Origin of the sequence: Acinetobacter ursingii DSM 16037 = CIP 107286 (assembly GCF_000368825.1) — a bacterium.
GTDB lineage: Bacteria > Pseudomonadota > Gammaproteobacteria > Pseudomonadales > Moraxellaceae > Acinetobacter > Acinetobacter ursingii.
On the sequence record NZ_KB849717.1, the window covers coordinates 622,633 to 647,488 of the forward strand.

At 39.4% G+C, this 24,856-nt stretch carries 23 protein-coding genes and 2 pseudogenes; 7 read left to right on the forward strand and 18 right to left on the reverse strand.

Annotated elements, in window-relative coordinates:
• The first annotated feature begins 189 nt into the window (after nucleotides 1-189).
• Entirely contained in the window at nucleotides 190-3,876 is a 3,687-nt protein-coding gene (gene metH / locus F944_RS10490) for a methionine synthase (RefSeq protein WP_004990270.1), read from the forward strand.
• Between the two features lie 36 nt (nucleotides 3,877-3,912).
• Here metH and F944_RS16790 read toward each other — a convergent pair.
• Nucleotides 3,913-4,083 (reverse strand): annotated as a pseudogene (locus F944_RS16790) (IS256 family transposase); the annotation flags it as partial.
• Between the two features lie 56 nt (nucleotides 4,084-4,139).
• Between F944_RS16790 and F944_RS10495 the strand changes: the two are divergent.
• The gene (locus F944_RS10495) at nucleotides 4,140-5,072 is read left to right on the forward strand and encodes an IS5-like element ISAha2 family transposase (protein ID WP_001040037.1); all 933 of its coding nucleotides are present in this window, start codon (nucleotides 4,140-4,142) and stop codon (nucleotides 5,070-5,072) included.
• Nucleotides 5,073-5,079: 7 nt separating this feature from the next.
• Here the strand turns inward: F944_RS10495 and F944_RS10500 are convergent, their stop codons facing one another.
• The gene (locus tag F944_RS10500; RefSeq protein ID WP_004990271.1) at nucleotides 5,080-5,424 is read right to left on the reverse strand and encodes a hypothetical protein; all 345 of its coding nucleotides are present in this window, start codon (nucleotides 5,422-5,424) and stop codon (nucleotides 5,080-5,082) included.
• Between the two features lie 19 nt (nucleotides 5,425-5,443).
• Between F944_RS10500 and F944_RS10505 the strand changes: the two genes are divergently transcribed.
• The gene (locus tag F944_RS10505; protein WP_004990272.1) at nucleotides 5,444-6,190 is read left to right on the forward strand and encodes an IS5 family transposase; all 747 of its coding nucleotides are present in this window, start codon (nucleotides 5,444-5,446) and stop codon (nucleotides 6,188-6,190) included.
• Nucleotides 6,191-6,252: 62 nt separating this feature from the next.
• Here the strand turns inward: F944_RS10505 and F944_RS17110 are convergent, their stop codons facing one another.
• From F944_RS17110 to F944_RS10515, 3 genes are all read right to left on the reverse strand, one after another.
• On the reverse strand, nucleotides 6,253-6,396 hold the full coding sequence (locus F944_RS17110) for a hypothetical protein (RefSeq protein ID WP_004990274.1): 144 nt from the start codon (nucleotides 6,394-6,396) through the stop codon (nucleotides 6,253-6,255).
• Nucleotides 6,397-6,464: 68 nt separating this feature from the next.
• Entirely contained in the window at nucleotides 6,465-6,758 is a 294-nt protein-coding gene (locus tag F944_RS10510) for a cold shock domain-containing protein (RefSeq protein WP_004990275.1), read from the reverse strand.
• Nucleotides 6,759-6,937: 179 nt separating this feature from the next.
• Nucleotides 6,938-8,161, reverse strand: coding sequence for an MFS transporter (locus F944_RS10515; protein WP_004990276.1), 1,224 nt, complete (start codon nucleotides 8,159-8,161; stop codon nucleotides 6,938-6,940).
• A gap of 105 nt (nucleotides 8,162-8,266) precedes the next feature.
• Here F944_RS10515 and F944_RS10520 point away from each other — a divergent pair, with 105 nt between their 5' ends.
• The gene (locus F944_RS10520) at nucleotides 8,267-9,055 is read left to right on the forward strand and encodes an AraC family transcriptional regulator (RefSeq protein WP_004990277.1); all 789 of its coding nucleotides are present in this window, start codon (nucleotides 8,267-8,269) and stop codon (nucleotides 9,053-9,055) included.
• Here the strand turns inward: F944_RS10520 and F944_RS10525 are convergent.
• The 3 genes and pseudogenes from F944_RS10525 to F944_RS10535 all read right to left on the reverse strand — a co-directional run bounded on the left by F944_RS10525 (nucleotide 9,044) and on the right by F944_RS10535 (nucleotide 12,060).
• Nucleotides 9,044-10,336: pseudogene (locus F944_RS10525) on the reverse strand (glutaminase). The gene F944_RS10520 and the pseudogene F944_RS10525 overlap by 12 nt on opposite strands.
• 219 nt (nucleotides 10,337-10,555) lie before the next feature.
• Nucleotides 10,556-11,038, reverse strand: a complete 483-nt coding sequence (gene def, locus F944_RS10530) for a peptide deformylase (protein WP_004990282.1) — start codon at nucleotides 11,036-11,038, stop codon at nucleotides 10,556-10,558.
• Between the two features lie 155 nt (nucleotides 11,039-11,193).
• Nucleotides 11,194-12,060 (reverse strand): Cof-type HAD-IIB family hydrolase, encoded by an 867-nt coding sequence (locus tag F944_RS10535; protein ID WP_004990284.1) that lies wholly within the window; start codon nucleotides 12,058-12,060, stop codon nucleotides 11,194-11,196.
• A gap of 298 nt (nucleotides 12,061-12,358) precedes the next feature.
• On the opposite strand from F944_RS10535, the gene F944_RS10540 reads away from it, so the two are divergent.
• Nucleotides 12,359-12,562, forward strand: a complete 204-nt coding sequence (locus F944_RS10540) for a hypothetical protein (RefSeq protein WP_004990286.1) — start codon at nucleotides 12,359-12,361, stop codon at nucleotides 12,560-12,562.
• A 243-nt stretch (nucleotides 12,563-12,805) separates the two neighbouring features.
• Nucleotides 12,806-14,101: an MFS transporter gene (locus F944_RS10545; RefSeq protein WP_004990289.1), complete on the forward strand. Its 1,296-nt coding sequence runs from the start codon at nucleotides 12,806-12,808 to the stop codon at nucleotides 14,099-14,101.
• A 49-nt stretch (nucleotides 14,102-14,150) separates the two neighbouring features.
• Here the strand turns inward: F944_RS10545 and F944_RS10550 are convergent, their stop codons facing one another.
• The 10 genes from F944_RS10550 to F944_RS10600 all read right to left on the reverse strand — a co-directional run bounded on the left by F944_RS10550 (nucleotide 14,151) and on the right by F944_RS10600 (nucleotide 23,345).
• A complete protein-coding gene (locus tag F944_RS10550) occupies nucleotides 14,151-14,750 on the reverse strand; it encodes an alpha/beta hydrolase (RefSeq protein WP_004990290.1) in 600 nt (199 codons plus the stop codon).
• Between the two features lie 29 nt (nucleotides 14,751-14,779).
• Entirely contained in the window at nucleotides 14,780-15,094 is a 315-nt protein-coding gene (locus tag F944_RS10555; protein ID WP_004990294.1) for a hypothetical protein, read from the reverse strand.
• Complete coding sequence (gene pnuC / locus F944_RS10560) at nucleotides 15,091-15,669, reverse strand: nicotinamide riboside transporter PnuC (protein ID WP_004990296.1); 579 nt, start codon at nucleotides 15,667-15,669, stop codon at nucleotides 15,091-15,093. The genes F944_RS10555 and pnuC overlap by 4 nt, the downstream gene beginning before the upstream one ends.
• An 80-nt stretch (nucleotides 15,670-15,749) precedes the next feature.
• On the reverse strand, nucleotides 15,750-16,883 hold the full coding sequence (locus F944_RS10565; RefSeq protein ID WP_004990298.1) for an acyltransferase family protein: 1,134 nt from the start codon (nucleotides 16,881-16,883) through the stop codon (nucleotides 15,750-15,752).
• Nucleotides 16,884-17,115: 232 nt separating this feature from the next.
• Nucleotides 17,116-17,529: a poly-beta-1,6-N-acetyl-D-glucosamine biosynthesis protein PgaD gene (gene pgaD / locus F944_RS10570; RefSeq protein WP_004990302.1), complete on the reverse strand. Its 414-nt coding sequence runs from the start codon at nucleotides 17,527-17,529 to the stop codon at nucleotides 17,116-17,118.
• Between the two features lie 28 nt (nucleotides 17,530-17,557).
• Nucleotides 17,558-18,820 carry a poly-beta-1,6-N-acetyl-D-glucosamine synthase gene (pgaC, locus tag F944_RS10575; RefSeq protein ID WP_004990303.1) on the reverse strand — a complete coding sequence of 421 codons (1,263 nt, stop codon included), beginning with the start codon at nucleotides 18,818-18,820 and terminating at the stop codon, nucleotides 17,558-17,560.
• Nucleotides 18,821-18,832: 12 nt separating this feature from the next.
• Nucleotides 18,833-20,908: a poly-beta-1,6-N-acetyl-D-glucosamine N-deacetylase PgaB gene (pgaB, locus tag F944_RS10580; RefSeq protein WP_004990304.1), complete on the reverse strand. Its 2,076-nt coding sequence runs from the start codon at nucleotides 20,906-20,908 to the stop codon at nucleotides 18,833-18,835.
• A gap of 474 nt (nucleotides 20,909-21,382) precedes the next feature.
• On the reverse strand, nucleotides 21,383-21,775 hold the full coding sequence (locus F944_RS10590) for a hypothetical protein (protein ID WP_004990307.1): 393 nt from the start codon (nucleotides 21,773-21,775) through the stop codon (nucleotides 21,383-21,385).
• 647 nt (nucleotides 21,776-22,422) lie between these two features.
• Complete coding sequence (locus F944_RS10595; protein WP_004990308.1) at nucleotides 22,423-22,764, reverse strand: FKBP-type peptidyl-prolyl cis-trans isomerase; 342 nt, start codon at nucleotides 22,762-22,764, stop codon at nucleotides 22,423-22,425.
• Nucleotides 22,765-22,808: 44 nt separating this feature from the next.
• Nucleotides 22,809-23,345 carry a YaeQ family protein gene (locus F944_RS10600; protein ID WP_004990315.1) on the reverse strand — a complete coding sequence of 179 codons (537 nt, stop codon included), beginning with the start codon at nucleotides 23,343-23,345 and terminating at the stop codon, nucleotides 22,809-22,811.
• 203 nt (nucleotides 23,346-23,548) lie between these two features.
• Between F944_RS10600 and dctA the strand changes: the two genes are divergently transcribed.
• The gene (gene dctA, locus F944_RS10605) at nucleotides 23,549-24,808 is read left to right on the forward strand and encodes a C4-dicarboxylate transporter DctA (protein ID WP_004990317.1); all 1,260 of its coding nucleotides are present in this window, start codon (nucleotides 23,549-23,551) and stop codon (nucleotides 24,806-24,808) included.
• Nucleotides 24,809-24,856 lie beyond the last annotated feature (48 nt).

The following is a 24,856-nucleotide window of genomic DNA, read 5'->3' on the forward strand; positions in this document are numbered from 1 at the left end:
CACATTTCCGATGTCACATTTCATGTAAAGCTATTTTGAAACATGAATATTGCATTTTGATGAAATCGTCACCATCTCAATCCTGAATGGTATGAATCTGTGTTTGACCGTCTCGGCGATCAATCAAAGCCACTTATTGTGAGGGATTCTGTTACAATAACGCGCCTTTTAAATCTATCTGGGGTTCTTATGTCCACGCTTGCCACCCTGAAATCACTTCTTGCCCAACGTATCCTGATCATTGATGGTGCGATGGGAACGATGATTCAACGCCATAAACTCGAAGAAGAAGATTATCGTGGCGAACGTTTTGCAGACTGGGCATCTGACCTTAAAGGCAATAACGATTTATTGGTTTTAACCCAACCGCAGATTATTCAGGGGATTCATGAAGCCTATCTGGATGCAGGCGCGGACATCATTGAAACCAATAGCTTTAATGGCACTCGTGTTTCCATGTCGGATTATCACATGGAAGATCTGGTTCCAGAGATTAACCGTGAAGCAGCGCGTTTGGCACGTGCAGCCTGTGACAAATACTCCACCCCAGAAAAACCGCGTTTTGTGGCGGGTGTACTTGGACCAACATCTCGTACCTGTTCAATTTCGCCGAATGTCAACGATCCTGCATTTCGTAACATCACTTTTGATGAACTGAAAGAAAATTATATAGAAGCGACACATGCACTCATCGAAGGTGGTGCAGATATTCTTTTGATTGAAACTGTATTCGATACCTTAAACTGTAAAGCTGCGATTTTTGCGGTCAAAGAAGTGTTTAAGCAGATTGGCCGTGAATTACCCTTGATGATTTCAGGCACGATTACCGATGCATCAGGTCGTACTTTAACAGGTCAAACTGCTGAAGCTTTTTGGAACTCGGTGCGTCATGGCGACCTACTTTCGATTGGTTTTAACTGTGCTTTGGGTGCAGATGCGATGCGTCCGCACGTCAAAACCATTAGTGATGTGGCAGATACTTTTGTTTCAGCGCATCCAAATGCGGGCTTACCCAATGCCTTTGGTGAATATGATGAAACGCCAGAGCAAACCGCAGCATTTTTAAAAGAATTTGCTGAAAGTGGTCTGATCAATATTACAGGTGGTTGTTGTGGTACTACACCTGACCATATTCGTGCGATTGCCAATGCGGTTAAAGACATTGCACCGCGTCAAATCCCTGAAACCAAGCCTGCTTGCCGTTTAAGTGGTTTAGAACCATTTAACATTTATGATGATTCACTATTTGTGAATGTCGGTGAACGTACCAACGTCACAGGCTCAAAAAAATTCCTGCGCTTAATTCGTGAAGAAAATTTTGCCGAAGCATTAGAAGTCGCTCAGCAACAAGTTGAAGCTGGCGCGCAGATCATTGACATCAATATGGATGAAGGGATGCTTGATTCGCAAAATGCGATGGTGCATTTTTTGAATCTGGTGGCGTCTGAACCTGATATCTCTCGCGTACCGATCATGATTGACTCATCTAAATGGGAAATCATTGAAGCGGGGTTAAAATGCGTACAGGGTAAACCTGTGGTCAACTCCATTTCCCTAAAAGAAGGTTATGACGAGTTTGTCGAAAAAGCGCGTTTATGCCGTCAATATGGCGCGGCGATTATCGTCATGGCCTTTGATGAAACAGGTCAGGCCGATACCGCTGCACGTAAACGTGAAATTTGTAAACGCTCTTATGACATTTTGGTCAATGAAGTGGGCTACCCCGCTGAAGATATTATTTTTGATCCAAACGTATTTGCGGTTGCAACAGGGATCGAAGAACATAATAACTACGGTGTTGACTTTATTGAGGCGACGGGCTGGATCAAACAGAACTTACCACATGCTATGATTTCTGGTGGTGTTTCCAACGTTTCATTCTCGTTCCGTGGTAATGAACCTGTACGTGAAGCGATTCACTCTGTCTTCCTTTACCATGCCATCAAACAAGGCATGACTATGGGGATCGTCAATGCGGGTCAAATGGCGATTTATCACGATATTCCAAAAGAACTCAAAGAAGCTGTTGAAGATGTTGTTCTGAATCAAAACCAAGGTGAATCTGGTCAAAATGCGACGGAAAAACTGCTTGAAGTGGCGGAAAAATTCCGTGGTCATACAGGTGCACAACGCGAAGCTGAAAACCTTGAATGGCGCAATGAGTCGGTAGAAAAGCGTCTGGAATATGCGTTGGTCAAAGGTATCACCACATATATTGATGAAGATACTGAAGAAGCACGTTTGAAAGCTAAACGTCCACTCGATGTGATTGAAGGTGCATTGATGGATGGCATGAATGTGGTTGGTGACTTGTTTGGTTCAGGAAAAATGTTCCTGCCACAAGTAGTCAAATCTGCACGTGTCATGAAACAAGCTGTGGCTTGGTTGAACCCATACATCGAAGCTGAAAAAGGTAACGCACAGTCTAAAGGTCGTGTTTTGATGGCGACGGTAAAAGGCGACGTACATGATATTGGTAAGAATATCGTAGGCGTGGTTTTAGGCTGTAATGGTTATGATATTGTCGATTTGGGCGTGATGGTGCCTGCGGAAAAAATCTTGCAAACTGCAATTGATGAAAAATGTGACATTATCGGTTTGTCAGGTTTGATTACGCCAAGTCTGGATGAAATGGTATTTGTTGCTAAAGAAATGCAGCGTAAAGGCTTTACCATTCCATTATTGATTGGCGGTGCAACCACATCTAAAGCGCATACCGCAGTGAAGATTGATCCACAATATTCAAATGATGCCGTGATTTATGTGGCTGATGCATCACGTGCAGTGGGTGTTGCAACCACCCTATTATCAAAAGAAATGCGTGGCGACTTTATTACTGAACATCGTGCTGAATATGCCAAAATTCGTGAACGCTTAGCCAACAAGCAACCGAAAGCAGCAAAACTTAGCTATGCCGAATCGGTTGAGAATGGCTTTAAAATTGATGAACACTATGTGCCACCAGAGCCTAACGCTTTAGGTACGCAAGTTATTAAAAATTATCCACTTGAAACTCTAGTTCCTTATTTTGACTGGACACCGTTCTTTATCTCATGGAGTTTGGCAGGTAAATTCCCGAAAATCTTAGAAGATGAAGTGGTCGGCGAAGCCGCAACGGATTTGTATAACCAAGCGCAAGCGATGCTGAAAGATATTATCGAGAATCATCGTTTTGATGCTCGTGCGGTGTTTGGTTTATACCCTGCACAACGTACAGCTGCGGATACGGTGAGTGTGTTTGATGAAGCAGGTCAAAAGGTTACACATACTTTCGAGCATGTCCGTCAGCAATCTGACAAAGTCACAGGTAAACCGAATTTATCTTTAGCCGACTTTATTAGCACCTCAAAAGACAATACCGATTATCTCGGTGGTTTCACGGTATCGATCTTTGGTGCTGAAGAACTCGCCATTGAATATAAAGCCAAAGGTGATGATTATTCTGCCATCCTAGTACAGTCATTGGCTGACCGTTTTGCCGAAGCCTTTGCAGAGCATTTGCATGAACGTATCCGTAAAGAGTTCTGGGGCTATAAAGCCGATGAAACTTTGGATAATGAAGCGCTGATCAAAGAGAAGTATGTCGGCATTCGTCCTGCGCCTGGCTACCCTGCTTGCCCAGAACATTCTGAAAAAGCAGTGTTGTTCGATTGGTTAGGTTCTGAGGAGAAAATTGGAACGAAGTTAACTGAGCATTTTGCAATGATGCCGCCATCCAGTGTCAGTGGTTTCTATTATTCGCATCCTCAAAGTGAATACTTTAATGTGGGCAAAATTGCTCAAGATCAGCTTGAGGATTATGCCAAACGTAAAGGTTGGACACTAGATGAAGCGAAGCGTTGGTTAGCACCGAATTTGGATGATTCGATTGGTTAACTGAGCCTGTAAATTATTTTGTGTAAGTTCTATTTTTTATAAATGATCTTTTAATCGATCATCGAACTGAATCGTAAACCAATTCATTGCTAAACGCCAATTTTGAATTGGCATTGTCCATTTCTTAGCAGCATTGGTTGTTGCTAAGTAAATGACTTTTTTGACTGAATCATCTGACGAGAAGATCTTTCGCTTCTTGGTTGAATGGGCTTTGTTGCACAAACCTAGAGCCTATAAGGTTTATTCAGTCCTATAATTTCAAAATGAATAAACCTACTCCTAAAACTTATCGTACAACCAACTGGTCTTCCTATAATCGCGCTCTCATTAATCGGGGCAACATTTCCATTTGGTTTGATCCAAACACTCAGTGGTATGCACAACCACAAAACAAGCAAGGTCGAAATCAAACTTACTCCGATACGGCTATTCAATGCTGTTTAATGATCAAATCTTTATTTAGACTCTCTTTACGCATGGTCACAGGTTTTGTTCAAAGTCTGATTAAACTTTGTGGATTAAATTGGACCGCACCAGATTACAGTACGCTTTGTCGAAGACAAAAACATATTGATATTGCGATTAGCTATCAAAAAAGTAGTGATGGGCTACATCTACTCGTCGACTCAACTGGCTTAAAGTTTCTAGGTGAAGGTGAGTGGAAACGTAAGAAACATGGACCTGAATATCGTCGCCAATGGCGTAAGCTTCATATTGGCATCGATGCTGAAACCTTGCAAATACGTGCAGTACAGCTTACTACAAATAATGTGAGCGATTCGCAAGTACTCGGTGATTTACTTGCTCAAATTCCCTTAGATGAACGAATTGATTCGGTCTATACCGATGGTGCTTATGACACGAAGCACTGCAGACAAGTCATTCTAGATCGAGATGCACATGCGCTCATTCCGCCAAGAAAAAATGCAAAACCATGGAAAGATCAGAAATTGAGATCTTTAGAGCGGAATGAGTTACTGAAAACAGTTAAACGTTTAGGAAGAACGCTTTGGAAAAAATGGTCTGGTTATCATCGTCGAAGTTTAGTTGAAACCAAGATGCATTGCATCAAACTATTAGGTGATAAATTAACAGCAAGGAGTTTTTCTAGTCAGGTGAATGAGATTCATGCACGCATAGCCGTATTGAACAAATTTACAGAATTAGGTCGTCCTCATACCCAAGTTGTCACTTGAATTCTGTTCAAATGAGCAGAGTGTTATCTTTTAAATCTTTGTGCAACAAAGCCTCTCGGAAATACCAGTTTTTTAAACCAAATTTTTCCTGCCATCCATCTAATAATTCACTTAGCTCTTCAACTTCTTGTGTATTTAAAATAATTCTTGCGCCAAAAATATCATTTAACCAGTTATTTACTGGATATTGATCTGTATTGAGTGAATACCGATTAATCTTATCATCAATACTTTCTAACGTTTTAACACGATAATAATACTGTAATAAAAAACCTTTTTTATTTTTAATCAAATAGGGTCTGTTGACATTTGATGTATAAAAAATAGCGAGTAAGTAAAATTCAATCGCCAAACCAAATTTACTACTCGCTATGCCTCGTACAATGCTGAATGATCAACACTGGTCAAAGTTAGAAACTATTCTGCGTAATTTTGATATTTATCTCAAACGAAATCTTCGAAATTTTATTGAAGCTATTCTTTATCGAATTAGAACAGGTTGCCCATGGCGAGATTTACCACCAGATTTTGGTAATCCAAATTCAATATTTAAAAAATATAGTCGTTGGTCTAAACATAATAAGCTGCTGAAAATATTTAAATTAATCAGTAGACATACAGATAAAGAGTGGATTTTTATTGATGGTTCTCATATTAGGGCGCATCAACACTCTGCTGGGTTAAAAGATCAAGCTATATCAAAAAGCATTGGTGGGAATAGTTCAAAAATACACTTGGCCGTTGATTCTTATGGTAATCCAATTGAAATTATGATCACGAATGGAACAACACATGATGTTAAGGTTGCACCTGAGCTAGTTGAAAAATTAGATTTGGAAAAAACTGAGGTCTTATGTGCAGATAAGGGTTATGATTCTGAACCATTACGAGAGCAAATCAGAGCAACAGATACTGAAGCTAATATTCCACGGAAGTCAAATACTCAGTCCAACAATAATCATATGGATTGGAATTTATATAAAATTAGGCACTTAGTGGAAAATACTTTTGCAAGATTGAAGCAATTTAGAGGAATAGCAACTCGATATGACAAGCTAAAACGTAATTATGAAAATGCGGTTGCTTTAGCTTGCATATACATTTGGTTGCCATTATGAAATGTCAACAGACCCTAGTCATTAATACTTTCGTGTAAATTTAGACGATATTTTGCAATATGTTAATACGGTACACGGGAAATCATTTTAGACAGATTGAACTTTTCAATGTGTCCAATTTCAAAATAATCCTGAGAAAAATCAGCATGAATTTTGTTAATCGTTTCAATCATTAATTCAATTTTATCCAAAATATCTTTGCCCATATTTTTCTCAATATCTAAACAATTTCAAAATTATCAAGTTACCTCACTTTTTTGTAGATTTAGTCCATCTACTTCCTAAAACCATCTAACAAGGCATTGGTAATCGACTTATTCGCTTCCACCGCTCTGGTTTTTTTAGCTTTAGCAGATTGATCGATGACTCTTTCAATTTTTACAGCTTTATATTTACCGTTATTTTCAACAACCATGAATTTGACTCGCTCATTGCGTTTAGGCTCGCCACCTTCAAGTGGAAAATCCGAAATATGAAAGAAAATATCCTGTTCTAAACCGCCAATAAATCCGAATCCTTTTTTCGCATCGTATTGTTTGATTTTTCCCTGATAAAATTCAGATTTCATGATATAAGCCCATAGTTTTACACAATGATCGAATTATACATCAATCTGCATGAATGAAGCAGAGTTGCAAAAGATATCGACTGGTTCAGCCTATCTAGAATAATATTTTGCCGTTTCAACACATCAAATCACGAGAACAAATTATCCCCTGTTGCAGAGGATAATTTGAAAGATGACTTTTACTTTACATGCGTCTTAGGTAAAAAGAATGTCGCTAAACCCAGTAATGGTAAATACGAACACAATTTAAATACCCACTCGATGCCATTGATATCCGCTAAATGCCCAAGTCCTGCTGCGGCAATGCCACTGACACCAAACATTAAACCAAACATCAACCCTGAAATCATACCCACTCGCCCAGGAACAGCTTCTTGTGCATAGACCACCATTGCAGCAAAAGCCGAAGACAATACCAAACCCGCAATGACGGAAAGAATCGTTGTCCAGAATAAATCTGCATACGGCATCAACAAGGCAAACGGTGCCATTCCGACAAAAGAGACCCAAATCACCGCTTTACGTCCAATCTTGTCGCCAATTGGGCCGCCTGCAAAGGTTCCCACTGCAACCGCTGCCAAAAAAGCAAATAGATGCAGTTGCGCAGTGGCTAAACTGACATGAAATTTATGTATCAAGTAAAAAGTAAAATAGTTGCTAATACTGGCGATATAAGTAAATTTAGCAAACATCAACACGCAAATCGTGCCAATTGCCAAGGTTAATTGGCGACCATGCAATTTACTACTGGCATTGACAATACGTGAAACCGCCTGCGTTTTGGCATGACGAATCGTCCATTGACTGACGCGAGTTAATATCCAGATGGCTAATAATGCAAAAACCACTAAGCAAGCAACTGCATGTTGTCCAAATGGCACAATAATCAATGCCGCCAATAGAGGGCCAATTGCCGTTCCCGTATTCCCACCCACCTGAAAAGTAGATTGTGCTGTACCAAACCGCCCGCCTGATGCCATACGTGCAACACGTGAAGCCTCTGGGTGGAAGGTCGATGAACCTACTCCAATCAAAGCCGAAGCAATTAATAACACGGTAAAGGTAGGCGAAAATGCGAGTAACAAAATTCCCAGAAACGTCACACACATGCCCATTGGCAATAAATATGGTTTGGGGTGTTTATCGGTATACAGTCCAATCCACGGTTGCAATAAGGATGCAGTCACCTGATAGACCAGTGAAATCAATCCGACCTGCGTAAAACTTAAGGCAAAGTTGGCTTTGAGCATGGGATAAATGGCAGGCAGTACCGCCTGAATCAAATCGTTGAGTAGATGTGCAATCGCGACAGCACCGACCACTTTAACAATCATCACTTGTGGCTGTGCATTAATATTTGTATTTTCCATGATATTTTCTTTCAACGGTATTGAAGACGTCATCCCAAGAAACTCCAATCATTGTTTAACTGAGCTTGCTATTGTAATCTGTCGTTTATACAGCTATCTTCCAATAATCATTGTATAAGTGACAATTTCAGTCTCATCATGACACCATCTCATCCGCAACCTGAATTAATGATCGGTCTTTCCTCTGAGCATCGTTATCGAGAAGTGACCTATGCCCATGCACACGTGCAGGCACAATTGCTGTATGCATCTAAAGGAACCATTCAGGTTTTAACCCATGATCAAGTCTGGATTATGCCGCCCATGTGTGCATTATGGATTCCTCCGCGGGTTGAACACAGTGTGATTTCTTTAAGCCATGTACAGTTAAACACTGCGTTGGTGGAACAAAATGCCGCTCAAGCAATGGGTCAAACTTGTTTTTTGATTCGAGTCAGTAATTTATTACATGAATTACTCATTCGTTTTAATGAACTAGATCAGCTTAGAAAAAATGATTCCGCTCCCTTTCAAGCGCTTTCCCAAGCCTTACAACTGATTATTTTTGATGAAATCCAGAGAGCTCATTCTTTAGCAGTGCAAATTCCGTGGCCAAATGACAAACGCCTGATCAAGATTTGCGAAAGTTTGTTGCAATCGCCCGATCAATTAAAAGATTTAAATACTTGGGCAGATGAAATTGGCACCAGTTCCCGCACACTCATGCGAATGTTCCAAAAAGAAACAGGACTTTCATATCGAGCATGGATTCAACAAATGCACATTGCTTTAGCTTTAAGTAAAATTGCAGATGGCTTATCCATAAGTCAGATTTCAGAATCTTTGGGATATACCAATGCCAGTGCATTTAGCGCGATGTTCAAGCGGCATTTAGGCAAAACACCGCAACACTTTAAAACTGAAACGATATCAAGTTCATTGATTTAATTGTGAAGACCTTTTTTTTTGTTCAAGTAAATCATCTAAATCCTGATACACATGTAATACCCGATCCTTATGTGTGCGGGCATGATCCAAGCGTTGTTCAGGGTCGACCAAAAGCAAGCTATGACCATCATCGATCAAACGATCAACGCCTTCTAAAAACATACGTTTACCGACATCATGGATCAATGAAATCTGGGTTAAATCGATAATAATCGTACTTTGATCAACAGGTTCACGCTGAAAAATACGCAATAACATTTCAGCTTCAGTAAACTTCAAGACTCCGCGTAATACATAAACACTCAGTGATGCATCTTGTCCAGTCCGATAATGACTCTGAACAATGGTTTGTGCAGAAGGTGTCCCCTCCATCAGGTGCAGCCCCATATCACGGCTCAGCCGTTCCATCATATCAATCCCACGGACACTATTACCATGTTCATCCAGTTTGGGTGAAAAGGCTGCGATACTCACCTGACCGGGCAATACACCTAAAATTCCACCTGCCACGCCACTTTTAGCAGGAATACCAACTGTTGTCAGCCAGTCACCTGCGGCATCATACATACCACAACTCATCATCACACTAAGCACTTGGCGCACCACTGAACGGTTCAATAACCGTTTTCCAGTCTGAGCATCCACGCCACCATTGGCGAGTACGCTGCCCATACGCACCAAATCTTTTACCGTCACTAAGATTGAACATTGGCGAATATAACCATTCACAATATCCACAGGATCCGTTTCCAGAATTCCAACGGTTCAAAGCATATAACCAATCGAAAGATTACGATAAGCCGTTTTAATTTCTGAATGATATACGGAATCATCAAAACATAATTCACGTCCTGCCAGTTCGCTCATAAACTGGCGTAAAATTTCTGCACTAGATACATTTTCTTTAACTGGAATCAGAGAGTGCGTGGTGATTGCACCCGAATTAATCATTGGATTTTTAGGACGGCCATCTTTTCCCAGTGAAATTTCATTAAAAGCCTCTCCAGAGGGTTCAACACCGACTTTTTCTAATACCTCATCGATACCCAGTTGTTGTAATACATAAGCATAAGTAAAAGGTTTAGACATCGACTGGATGGTAAACTCAACGTCATCATCACCGACTGAATAAATCTCACCATCGACGGTCGACATGGCTAAGGCCAAACGATGTGGACTGGCATTCGCCAACTCTGGAATATAATCAGCCAGATGTCCGCTATCATCTCCATCACATTCATCAAGCACATGTTCCAGATAATCTGGTAAAGGAGTTTTCATACAAACAACCTATTCTATTCATTATTTTGCATTTAATTTTGATGGTACAGGGTATTGATAATCTTAAATTTATATCTTTTGTAATGATTTTTAGTTCTATCCTATTTATTCGATTCACTGTGTAATGTGGGGTAAATCATCCCACCATCTAAATATCATCACAACGATCAATGTCAGTCACATTTTAAATTGAATCAAATCAACAATACGCACACCAGATCAGTTTAAGCGTTCCACAAATAAGACTCCATTTAAATGATCTACTTCGTGTTGCACAATGCGAGCAGGAAAACCTTCAAAAGCGGTTTCGATGACTTCACCATACAACGACTGATAACGCACTCGAATAGAATAAGCTCTTTCGACCTCACCTCGTTCGTTTGGCACACTTAAACAGCCTTCTTCACCTAAACACGTATTTGGGGATAATTCCAAAATTTCAGGATTCACCATGACCACAGCATCCATTTCTGGTGCATCGGGATAACGTGGGTTCGGACGCGAAGCCACAATAATAATTCGTTTGGAAATATATACCTGTGGTGCTGCAATACCTACACCATGGCGCTCAAGCATGGTCGTCTGCATGGCAGCAGCTAATTGTAATAGCCACTCACTATTAAACTCGGATTGAGCCACAGGTGCAGCCTGAAGTTTCAAGATTGCTTCACCGCGCTGGGCAATAGGTAAAACGGTAGCCATTTAAATAGACCTATGATCATGTCATGTTTATTTTGCGTTTGAAATTTCGTTGTGACAAGTCTAATGATCACCTCAATCAGTCCATGCTTTGTCTGACATGTTTTTTCAATCCATCTTTAAATCAGTTGAGATTTAAATTCAGCCAATGGATCATTTCAAAATGATGAGCCATTCTTTTGCAAAAATTGTTCAGTTTTTTTGTAGCGCTGCAATGATGAGTTTTGTAGTACAGCATCAATCACTTCTAATACACCTTGCTGCTCGTTAGTTGGGGCAAAATATTGTGCGGTTTGTTTGAGTTTTGGTACAGCATTCGCCATAGCAAAACCATATCCCGCCATTTCAATCATTTCTTGATCATTGTAATTATCCCCTATTGCCAAAACCTCCTGATGATCAATACCCCATTTTTGTTGTAAAAACTGTAAACCGTAGGCTTTATGCCGGTTTGGAATAATAAGATCGATAAAACCAAAACCACTGGAGACCATTTTTGCAGCAGTGTGTTGAATATAAGGTTTTTCAGACAGATCATCCAAAATTTGTTGATTATTGTCTTGGATTGTCGTTAGGGTAACTTTACAAATCTGATCATGCACCTGTAACAGATCGTCAACCTGCTGAAGTTGCTTAAAATAAATGTTGAGTTTTTGCTGAGTTTTTTCACTGACATTGTGCTGAATATAAGCGCAGTCTTTGGCACATAAAATGAGATTTTGGGCATAATCAGGAATTAAATCTTGTAGGATCTGTTGCAAAATCTCTGGACTAAAATGATCGTAATTTAAAGTTTGCGTCCTATCGACCACATAAGCTCCATTTTCGGCCACAAATGCCATGTCATTGGCAATTTCTGGGAAATAGGCTTTTAGGGTGTAAAGCGGATTGCCACTGGCCGCAACGAAATGAATTCCACGCTGTTGAAGCTGTGAATAGTGTTGCAAAAATCGGGCTTTGTCGTATTTCTTCTCTGAATTTAAAAACGTTCCATCCATATCAACTGCAATAAGCTTGACTGGCATTTAAACCTCGTATCTTGATAATCATTAATCTTGCATCAGCTTTCTTTCAATCGGCTTATTTTGCGCACTTTTTTATTTCTCTCTATCGGAGAAAGTAAAAAAATCCAAAGCATGATGAAAACTCTATTATGATTATCCTATCAGGAGATCACCGTTTTATGAACTGATAATACATGGGCTGATCAAGTTCTTAAGCTGGGTCAAGCCTATTTAAATACAGGATATGTTTACTTTTAATCTTATTTTCAGCTTTTGTTTTTATGCTCATTTACACAAAAACAAATCGAATTTTAAAATCATGAATACTACGCAGCTTTTCTTGGGATTAATCTTTAGCTGTATTGGCTTAGGCTATTTTATGTATGGCAAAAAGCAAAAAGTGATTGTGCCTTTGGTATGTGGTCTGGTACTGATGATTTTTCCTTACTTTATTGAAAATGTCACCTTACTCAGTGTGATTGGAATTGTACTCTCGATTATTCCTTATTTTGTACGTTTATAATGTCAATCCATTGATTCTCAACAATACACTTTTTTCATAACTTCATTTTTATTTTCCCTATGAGAGAAAAATAAAGAGAGTTTAAATAATGATGAAAAAAGTCTATTAGGCTGACTTCAATAAGATTGCGTTGGTTGTTTATTTACTCCATTCTAGCGAATTGTGTAGAGTAGAACTGCCTTACTTTTAATTTAAATTTCAAGTAATATCAGGCCCATCATTTTACTTTTGAATCATGACAGCATGGATGCTATTCCTCATCTTTCCACTCAGGATAAACGAACTCTTGCGCTCTCCTCACTCGGCGGTGCATTAGAGTTTTATGATTTTGTCATCTATGTCTTTTACGCCAAGATCATTTCGGATTTATTTTTTCCAAGCACTCTAAGTCCTTTTTGGGCGATGCTGAATACTTATGGCATTTTTGCAGCAGGTTATTTTTTTCGGCCTTTAGGTGGTGTGGTGATGGCACATTTTGGTGATTTGGTCGGGCGTAAACGACTATTTTCACTGTCAATTTTATTGATGTCACTGCCTACTCTAATGATTGGGCTACTACCCACTTTTGAATCGATTGGTTATTTTGCACCAGTTTTATTATTGTTGATGCGCGTGATACAAGGCATCGCTATTGGTGGAGAAATTCCCGCGGCTTGGACATTCGTTTCAGAACATGTCCCAGAACGGCGCATTGGGCTTGCTAACGGCTTATTAACCGCAGGTTTATCTTTAGGAATTTTACTGGGTTCACTGATGTCTTTGTGGATTTCATTACAGTTTACTGAAACAGTAATACATGACTGGGCATGGCGAATTGCCTTTATCGCAGGCGGAATTTTTGGGTTATTTGCCCTATATTTACGCAGTTACTTAAAAGAAACCCCCGTATTTAAAGCCATGCAAGCCCGTAAACAACTCTCCAAAGACTTACCAATTAAACAAGTCTTGATAAATCATAAAGCAGCAGTGATTATTGGCATGTTGTTTACCTGGTTTTTAACGGCTTGTGTCGTCGTGATCATTTTAGCCATGCCTAATTTGCTTACCACCGTTTTTGGCTTTGATCGGGCTAGTGCATTTCAAATGCAAAGTGCAGCAATTATCATGCAAATGTTGGGCTGTATTTTAGCAGGAACCTTGGCTGATCGTTTTGGCTGTGCCAAAGTGATGATGATGGGTGCAACAGCGCTAGCTGTTGTGGCTGCGTTTTTTTATCACAGTTTGGGGCATGCCAGTCACATCATTATTTTCATGCTATACATGTTACTGGGATTATGCTCAGGGACTGTGGGCATGGTGTCATGCAGTATGGTGAAAATGTTCCCTGCCCCTATTCGTTTTTCAGGGATTTCATTTTCGTATAATGTGTCTTATGCGGTTGTGGGCGGTTTAACCTTGCCACTAATTCAAATTTTAAGCCAGTACAGTGATATTGGAGCAATGTATTATATCGTTGCTTTAGCCATAATGGCGTGTCTCACAGCAGTCGTCTTTAAGAAGAAATTCGAATCATCAAACAGCATTAAGCATGTCATTTAAACCATTGCTAAAGCTCATGACGATCAATCATCACGAGCTTTGATGCGCATTAAAGTGTTTTTAAAAATTCCAGACCACGCTTAAGCTCAAGTTCGTTGATTGAATGTCCTAAACCTTTATAAGTTTCAAGTTCGACATTAAAACCCGCTGCACGTAGCGCCTTAAAAGCATCCTGACTTTCATACACAGGAATAACTTCATCTGCTTCACCATGCATTAGACTCACTTTTGCCGTATTGTTGGCATTGGCTTCAATCGGAGAAGCCAATCGTCCAGAAAAGTCAATGACTGCTGCAATTGGCCAACGACCAGAAGCAACGGCATCCAGCGACATCATGGTTCCTTGAGAAAATCCACAAAAAACCACTTGATTAAGCCGATCAGCAAAACCTTGCTCCTCCAGTATCCGCTGTACTGTTTGATCGAAATATTCTCGTGCTTGCTGAATACGTTCAAAGCGATTTTCTTCGGTAATTCCAGTTAGACTAAACCATTCAAACACTTCATGGCTATGCATAAAAGGAAAAGGCGCATTTGGCGATGCAATACTTAAATCTTCAATCTGACGCTGCCAATATTGTGCAATCGGCAATAGATCACGCCCATTGCTACCGACCCCATGAAACATGATTACTAGTTTATTCGTCATCTGATCTCATCTCCAATATTCAATGTCATCTATCTTAATTCGCTCTTGTTACCAATGCTTGATACATTCATATCGATCTTGTAATGCCCTTGCTTCATTTCGATGCTTAATTTTTTTATTTTGTATCGCGTTTGGTATTGAATCAAAATATAAAATTCATCTGCACCGTCATCTAATCCAGAAACGGCCCAAGTGGTACCTTTAGGAAAATCTTGCAGCCATTTGGCTTTATAAACATCTGAAACAGAATCAAAATCCAGATAATTCTCTGGTGTTTGGCAAATTTTTTCAGCCAATTGATCAAAGCATTGCTGCTTATACTGTTCCAGATCAAATATTGTCATATTACTAATTTTGTCTGTTGCTTACGCTTAACCTGCTCCCATTGCCACCAACCGAAGGCAGCCATAAGGACAAATGCAGCATATAAACCTGCGGTCAGATATAAGTCTTTATAAATAAACATGCCCACATAAACAATATCGACAAATACCCACAAAATCCATGTGGCAATGTGCTTACGACTGGTCCAATACGTTGCCAATAGACTAAATGCTGCCAGTTGAGAATCTAACATCGGCACAGCCGCATCGGTAAAGTGTTTTAAGCTGAGACCAAAAATCACCCCGCCCACTGCTGTTATCAGCATTTGTATAATGACGAGCTTAGGACTAATCGGTTCTATCCGAATATCATGATCAACCTGTTTACCTTTGAGCCAGTGATAAAAACCATAAAAGTTCACCACCATAAAGAAAAATTGTAGGATGGTTTCGCCGTATAGCTTAAAAGTAAAAAATAAATAGGCATATAAAACAAAAGCCAAAAAGTTAAACCACCAGCACCACATATTGCGTTTAATGGTGAGACCAACGCCAATCACGCTAATTATCACGGCAACAATCTCAAGTGGAGACATGTTCTATGCATCAAAAAATGGAAAGCGCTATTATGAAATGTTTCTGACTATACGCAAATGATTTCTATTCGCTAAGTGAATTATTTTAAAACCCAGTCCGATAAACGATTGCTCAAATTAATCGCCAAAGTATCGACATAACGACTATAAAGATCGGCAGAGATGATCAATGCAATAAAAAAAAGTAAGATTGCCCAAATTGCAGCCGCGTCATAGCCCCAACCTAGCGCAATAAAAGAGTTAAATAAGGGCAGACATACACAGTACATGAGTAGTAAATGCAATAAATAAATTGAAAATGACAATTTACCTAAATACACACAAACGCGATTATCCAGCTTTTGCGATAGCATCGGATTCATCAGGATGCTATACACAATCAAAATCCCTGCAATAAAATTACAATACTCGTAAGTTCGCTCGCCCACCAAAACATAAATCCAGTGATACGCCAGACTGGTATTGTGCGCTCCAGCCAAATAAAGTCCGAATAGCAATAACAATAGCGCAACTAGTGATGAACGAATAACACGACCATATAGAAATATCAGCGAACCAATGAGAAAACACAACAATCCCAAATAAAGCTCTTGGCTCTGAAAGAAAATTGAGGTCGTTGGAAACAGTAAAATCAGCGGTAAAAATAGTCGCTTATCCAGACTGTAAATATATAACAATCCAAATAACAAAAATGAACCGAGTAACTCCACCTGCATCGTCCAAAGTACCCAGTTGAGACTGGATTCTGCAAATAGAAATGATCCAATCGTCCCTTCATAAATCGCTTGGGAAAAACCAATGTCTTGGGTCGCTAAAACTTTTAGCCAATACTGCACATGAGAGCTGTCAATATCACTAAACTGCAATGCTGCCCATAATAAGATGCATGAACCTAAAGCAGGAATCGCTAAACGCGGATAACGTTTCACCATCATCGATTTTAGCTTTGCTTGCATATTACGACTATTACAAATCACATAAGACAAAATAAAGCCGCTTAACACAAAAAAAACATAGACCGCAGCCGTACCTGAATACCAAAAGGCAAAAGGCGAATGGTGAATAAAATGTACCCATGCATTACTGGCAATTTCATGTTCATCAAAATGATGTAAATAAGGGTAGAAACTTAAGCTCAGATGTGAAAATACCACAGCCAGACAGGCTAACCCGCGAATACTTTCAACTGCATTAAGTTTAACGGACTTATCCATTATGAGACATCTTCATCTTTCAATTGCACGCTCTTCATTCATTCCCTTTATTCTGACAGGTGGTAACTCATCTCCTGTCTATAACTTAGACTTACGATCAATCCATGAGTTACAGCAAGTCTTTTTGTCATTTGAATTACACTATTTCCTTGTAAATCCAAATACCTAATGTAAATGCCAGCTTGTTTGAAACAAGCTGGCATTTTGCAATGAGCAACAAGTGCGAATCTACTTAATCAATATGCGTGATTCGACCCATTTCGTCATGATGCACGACACTGATTTTTTGCGCACGACCCTGATGAATCTGGGTTTCATCCAGTTCAAAATATCGTGCATAATCAGTTACATCCTTTTCAAGCGTTCGCTTGACACTTTTCGCAGGGACATAATTGCTCCACAGTAACAACGCAACAGCACAGGCAATCAATGAAGTGATGCCGTGTTCCAAGCCCAGACTAAGGGCATGGAAAATCTGATGGATGAGATGGCTTTTTTCTAGCTCGACAAGCGCCCAAACCAGAAGAAATGGACGCCATAAGAGTAACCATGCACCCCACATCATCATCGTAGAGGTATTTGATACATAGCGTCTGTGCCATGGCAACTGATGGCGCACGTCGATAATCAAATTGTTAGATTTCATGAAATTTTCTCGAAAACATGCTTAATATCTACATGCGCATGCCACGGTCAGGACTGACCCAGCGCGCGCGTTTTTCATCACCACGAAGCAGGACTTTTGGAAACGCCACGATTGTAGCAGTAATGGTAATTAACCAAAACACAAACGGGTACCAAATCATCCAGTAGTAGTTTTTACCTAAATTAGGCTCATAACGACTGTCCATCCATTTGCTTAAAGCAAACTGAAGTAAACAGGTCGCACCTAATAATATTCCGCTGCCATAAGGTAAAAATGGCGAGCTGATTCCAGACAATTCTCCAAGCGGTACTACAAAATGTAATAACCAGAGAATTGCCATAATAAGCATCAAATATGACCAGACCAGTGTTAGACATAATTCAAACATCAGCGGCCATAAAAAATTCAGTTTTGGCTTAAAGAACACGTCCAGATTTTTGACTAAAACCTGCGCGCCTCCCATAGCCCAGCGCAAACGCTGTTTCCATAAACCATTTAAGGTTTCAGGCATTAAAATCCACACCAATGCATTGGGTTCAAAACGAATATCCCAACCAGCGCGTTGCAGTTTCCATGTGATATCGATATCTTCAGTCAACATATTCGGTGACCAATAACCGACTTCATGTACTGCACTCTTACGAAAAGCTGTAATCACACCCGAAACCGTGAATAATCGTCCGAAACTACGCTGCGCACGTTTGATCATCCCAACAATAGAAGAAAACTCACCGACCTGAATCCGTCCCAATAAAGTAGAACGAGTTCGGATACGAGGATTTCCTGTGACCGCAGCTACAGTTCGATCTTGCAGAAAATGACGAATCATCCATTTGGCTGCATGTGGATCGAGCAAGGCATCACCGTCAATTCCAATCAAAAACTCAGCTTGAGTCAATAAGCTACCTGCTTGTAAAGCCACAGCCTTGCCTTGATTTTGCGCCAAATGAACCACACGTAACTTTTCAAATCGTTCAGCCAGACGGTCAAGCACTTCGGCAGTATTATCCGAGCTCCCATCATTGATCGCAATCACTTCAAAGTTAGGATAATCCAGACTGAGCGCATGGCTAATCGTTTCTTCTGCATTATCCCCTTCATTAAAGCAAGGAATAAGCACCGCCACCATTGGATAAACATCTAATTCCGCTGGTTGCTGATATGGGGGCTCTTTACGCTCTTTCCAATAAAAGATCAGCGCACCCATCATCCACAAATACGACATAAACAGCGGATAATAGAACACAAAGTTCAGTGCTGAATGCCATAAATGCTGTAAGGTTGTTGACATGGTCAATTCCTGCTACGGGACTAACTTTGAAGGTTTAGTCGCAAATACATCATGCAACATTTGGGTATCTGGATGATCTTTAAACGGATCATCTGGATAATATCCAACGTGCATAGCCCCCTGACTGTACAGGGAACGAATCGTATCGACGAGTTCTTGCGATGGCACAGGTTGATTGGTGCGCCAGTTAGTCGCCTGTAACTCAAATACGGTTTTTTTGATTCCGTTTGGATATTGTTTTACACGTTTCACAATATCCTGATAGAACTTGGTCGGATCTTCTGCTTGTTCCATGTAAGGCATGGCCATAATTGCAGTAAAATCGTAACGTTTTAGTGACTGCTCCAGAGACTGGGAGTACCAGTTTTCTGCATAAGGAGATAATGCGACTTGCGCATACAAATTACGGGCGGTCATCAAATAAGGCTGATAATAACGCACATCGGAAGCAAGCTTCATGGCAAAGTTATCTATGGTCTTGATTTTTAAATCAGTCCATTTAGATAACAAGGCATCATTATTCCGAATTTTTTCCAGATCAGTTGGCAAGCCTGCTTTGGCATAGGCTTTCAATGCATCTGGACTCGCATCTTCATAATCAGATAACGTGGTATCGTCATGAAACAGTATACCATCAAATGTGGAATATTTTGCCAAGTCAGTATAAATTCCTTCGATCACTTTACGTGCTTCAGGTGAATACGGACTTAAACGAATATATCCCATATTCAAATGGTCACTGTCTTTAGGCTGTTGAGTCACCACCAGTTTTTTAGAGGCTGGATTATTTTTCGGCAATTCCCATGCCATCAAAGGCATCCACGCATAAACACGATTGACACCTGTCCGTGTTGAAATCTGCCATGCGACACGATTAAACAAATCAGCGCGCATCGGAACATAACGATTTGGGAAATACACCATATCGGCAGAACCATTGGCATCTGGATCAGAAAAAGCTTGAAGATAAACTGTATTGACACCAGAGGCACGAATCCGATCTAAAACATGTCCCAAATTGCGTTCAATCTGTGCAGGATCAGGATCATAGATATAATCCAGATCGATATGCATGATTTTTTGCGGACGATTATTATCGGTCAGGTTCATTTGACGCGTTAAAATGTCTTGCGCCAAATCATCGGTACTTTCGCCTTTCATCACCAAAATACGACTGAGGTGCCCTAAAGATTTGGTCACATGATCTGGACCATCATCAAGTGTAATGGTAATTGGCATACCGAGTTTTTTAGCAATACGCACAGTTTCCATGTTATAGCGACCATAAGGCCAGACCATGACTCGTGGTGCCCGAATACCGTTGGCTTTAAACGTATCGATATTTTTCTTTAAATCATCACTAATGCGCTTTTCATAGGCACGATCAGACTCATAAGTTTTGGTTTTTGCATCATAAATACGTGTGGTTGCCGCAGGTTCAGAGTTGCCTTGTGGATTTCCCATGACACCATGATGCAAATCATAACTGTGGCTACCGATTTCGATTAAGCCACTGTCCTGCATTTCTTTAATTTCTTTCCAGCTTAATAATTTGCTGCGTTCAAGTTTTTCATCACCAAACTGCACCATTTTATTCGGCTTAACTTCCAGCCATTTTCCAACGACCGCTAATACCGCTGGGATTTTACGCGCTTTTAAAATCGGATAGGCATATTGATAAAATGATTGATAGCCATCATCCACAGTAAGTAATACAGGTTTAGGTGGAAGTTTGAGTTTACCTTCATTGGCTTTAATCAATTGATCTACACTAATAAAGTGATAACCGTTTTTAATCAGCCAATCCAGATGCATTTCAAAACGCTGTGGCGTTACAGCATAATCTGGAATAACCTCATCCTTAGATGTTATTTCATGATAACCAATAATCGTGAGAGTCGACACATCGATTTGTGGTTCTTCTTCGGGTGCTTCACCTGTATGTGGATCAGTCACAGCTGGGATCTCCGCTGCTGTAGGCAAATCTGTTGTTGCAGGCGTTTCCGCATAAACAGAACTGACTCCTATAGAACCGAACAATAATGAAATGCTCAGAGTTAAAGATTGCAAGGGAAATCGTGTTGGCATAGAAATATCATCTTTCAATTCGGGTTATTTTCTGAAGGCTTTGTCTGATCGAAAATATCTATTTTTCTATCCACAATCCATTGCTTTTGACAGAAATCCATCAGGCTTTTAACAGTGTCAGTTATACTAATCAAATCTGAAAAGAAACTTAAAAATTTTTGTAGGTTTTTCTTAACTTTACAGTCATATTGCAAGCTATAAAAAATTTTTAGATGAATATTCAAACATTTGTTTTTGTACAAAAAACACTCAAAAACCATTACAATCCATTGATTATTTTTGCATAAAAAAAGATGGCAAAATTACCATCTTTCTTATAAGAAAATTACAATAAATTATAATCACTTCACTTAGTTTTTCTTAAAAATGTGACAAAACGTTCATATCACCATTTAATAAACTTTGTTCATAAATCCCTTTTATTCATCCCTAGGGAAGAAAAATAAAGAGCGTTCAAACCATCATGAAAGAAGTCTAATATTCAATGATTGCAAAATTCGGATTTTCAGCCATTTGCTCCAGATAATAACGTTCTTTTTGATACAAATATTTATATAAACGATTAATCCACTGTCCACGGCGGAAAATTTTGATCTTTTTATTGACCCCATCATAATCCAATAAAGTGATCGGCTCTCCTTCTTGAAATAGAGTGATACGATAATTTGCGGACTGATGCGGATGCATGGATAATGTCTCTTTAATCAATTCAACTTTATAGTCTTCATCTAGCCAATAATGCTTATCAAAATTAACTTTTTCTTGCACCCACAATCCAGGATACTCATCCTCAGTGGTATCAATCATAAAGAAGTGGTGTAGCTCTTTTAAAAGCTCTGTCGCGGTTAAATCAGAATAATCATTCATCGTCGTGGTCTCTCTTATTGTTACTTTTATTTTAGAATTTATATGAAGCCAAATTTTCAAAGTTTGTTAGAAAATATTTAGCTTCGCTTTGCATTTATAGCATTCAGTTGTATTTTGCCTATTGATCTAATTTTACACAAATAAAAGTCAAATAAATCACATAAAATTGTTGTAAATTTATTTAAATTTCGCCTCAACCCTTAAAAGTATTCTGAAAAATATGTGTTCAAGATTAGGTTAATTTCTTCTATGAATGAAGGTATTGTATTTTTATGCGTTCTATCTGTATGCGTTAACTCTATTTGATGATGCCTTTTGAATTAGATGAACCTAACTTAATCGTTCAACATCCCATTGCATTTCATCAATTTAAACAAGCAAATCTCTTCTAACTCTGCTTAGGTTTAGCTCGGACTATTCTTTTTTATGATGTTAAAAATTTAAGATATATAAGACTTCTTTCATCATTGTTTAAACTCTTTTATTTTTTCTTGCATAGGGAGAAATAAAAGGGACGTAGAAAGAAGCCTATTGATTTTTATTCATTTAAACATCACATTTTAAAATGTGCCATAACATAAATTGCTCATACACATCGAACCTACAATATCGGAATAAAAGATCCGATGTGAGAGATGATTTAAAGTTTAATCATCACGCGTTTTGACATCGAACAATTCAATTTCAAAGATAAGATTTGAGTTTGCAGGAATAATTTTACCCATCTTGCGCTCACCATACGCAAGGTGCGAAGGAACGATTAACTTACGTTTGCCGCCAACTTTCATTCCCATGATGCCCTGATCCCAACCTTTAATCACACGACCAGTGCCAATGACACATTCAAAGTATTGACCACGATCTAGTGAAGAATCAAACTGTGTTCCATCTTCAAGCCAGCCTGTATAATGTGTGGTAATTAAAGCTCCTTTAACGGCTTCTTTACCCTCTCCTACTTTCAAATCGATAATTTCTAGTTCTGCGGTCATGACACATTTCTCCAGATCAAATAACGTGGCTTATCTTGTCAAGATTATAACCCTTGTAACTGTGTCCATTGAATCACAACTTGTGCCTGATCACCGATGAGTGTCCACTCACCATCCATCACGTTCAGTTGTAATTGCATGGTACGCTGACTAAGTTGCTCAAGTTGTGCTGAACTCTCTGCTGAAATTTGCCAGACTTCCACATTTTCAAGGGTTTTAATTTTAGGATTTCTTTTCCACCATTCATCGACTTGTGAGCCATAAGCAATCACAGCCACCTGTTTACAACGCGCAGCCGCTTTTTTGACTTTATCTTCAGACGGCAAACCCACTTCAATCCACTGCTCAAGTAAACCTGTTAAGTCTTTTTTCCATAAAGCAGGTTCATCGGTTTCAAATAAATCCTTGGTAAATTCGAGTTGTTCATCTGCATAACGTGCAAATGCCACGATACGAACCATCAAACGCTCTAAAGTTTCAGAAGGATGCAGCGCTAATGTGAGTTGATAATCACCATATTGATGCTGATCCATATCTGCAATATTTAAGTCTGCTTTATAAATTGTTGCTTTTAGCGCCATAATGAAACTGTCCATTTTTGATGGGCGCTAGCATACCCGATTTTAGCAATCAGATTGAAGTTATCGTTTTCATCTATTTATTCAAATTTCCTGACATTGCAGCATTGTTCGATCTTTAGTTATTTTCTTTTTTTGATGGTCCAATCTAAAACTGGCGAGCTTTTTGCAATGTTTGGGGAAATTTTCGATGATGAACCTGTACAATGTGGCAAAAAATTAAATCCAGTCTTTTTCTTCAAGTCATTATTGCATTGATTTTGGGGATCGTAATTGGTCTGAGTTTTCATGATTTTTCTTTAAATTTAAAGCCATTAGGTGATGGTTTCATTTCTTTGATCAAAATGCTGATCGCCCCTATCGTGTTTTGTGTTGTGGTATTGGGTATTTATGGTGCAAGTGATATTAAAAAAATGGGAAAAGTTGGTGCAAAAACCATTCTCTATTTTGAAGTAGTCACGACTATCGCCCTCATGCTGGGCATTGCCGTCGCTTATATCTTCAAACCTGGCGTCGGAATGAATATTGATATTACTAAGCTCGACAGTAAGGATTTAAGTACTTATACCGAACGTGCACACGCGATTAGTTCAGGTTCAGATTTTATTTTGCATATCATTCCGAAAACCTTATTCGGTGCCTTTACCGATGGCGACATTCTTCAAGTCTTACTGATTGCCATCTTATTTGGTGTCAGTCTGCTGCTGATTCCTAAACAATTTTCATCACTGGTCTGTCAATCCATCGAAGCTTTTTCTGAAGTTTTATTCAAGATGATGGGACTCATTATCCGTCTCGCACCTTTAGGCGTTTTAGGTTCGGTGGCCTATACCACAGCAAAATTTGGACTAGACTCGCTCATGCAACTGGGCTATCTGGTGATTTTGTTTTATTTGACCTGTATTGTCTTTGTGGTAGTGATTTTGGGTTCCATCCTTAAACTTGCAGGTTTAAATATTTTCAAGTTTTTAAACTACTTTAAAGATGAACTTTCCATTGTTTTAGGTACAGCGTCTTCAGATTCTGTTTTGCCACAAATCATGAAAAAGCTCAGAGCGCTTGGTATTAAAGATTCAACGGTCGGCTTGGTCATTCCAACGGGTTATTCTTTTAATCTGGATGGATTCTCCATCTACTTAACTTTGGGCGTTATTTTCATTGCACAAGCCTGCAATATTGATCTTTCCATGCATGACCTACTGGCTATTTTATTGGTTTCACTGGTGACATCTAAAGGCGCGCACGGTATTCCAGGTTCAGCCTTGGTGATTTTAGCCGCGACTTTATCGGTAATTCCAAGTTTACCTGCCATTGGTCTGGTACTTCTTCTTTCGGTGGATTGGTTTATTGGAATTGTCCGGGCCTGTACCAACCTCATCGGCAACTGTGTTGCGACTGTTGTCATCGCACACTGGGAAAAAGATATTGACCATGCACAGGCGAAAGCAGTGTTAGATCAAAAATAAATTGACTTATAAACCTCAAATAATCTTAAACATAGAATAGAAACCTGA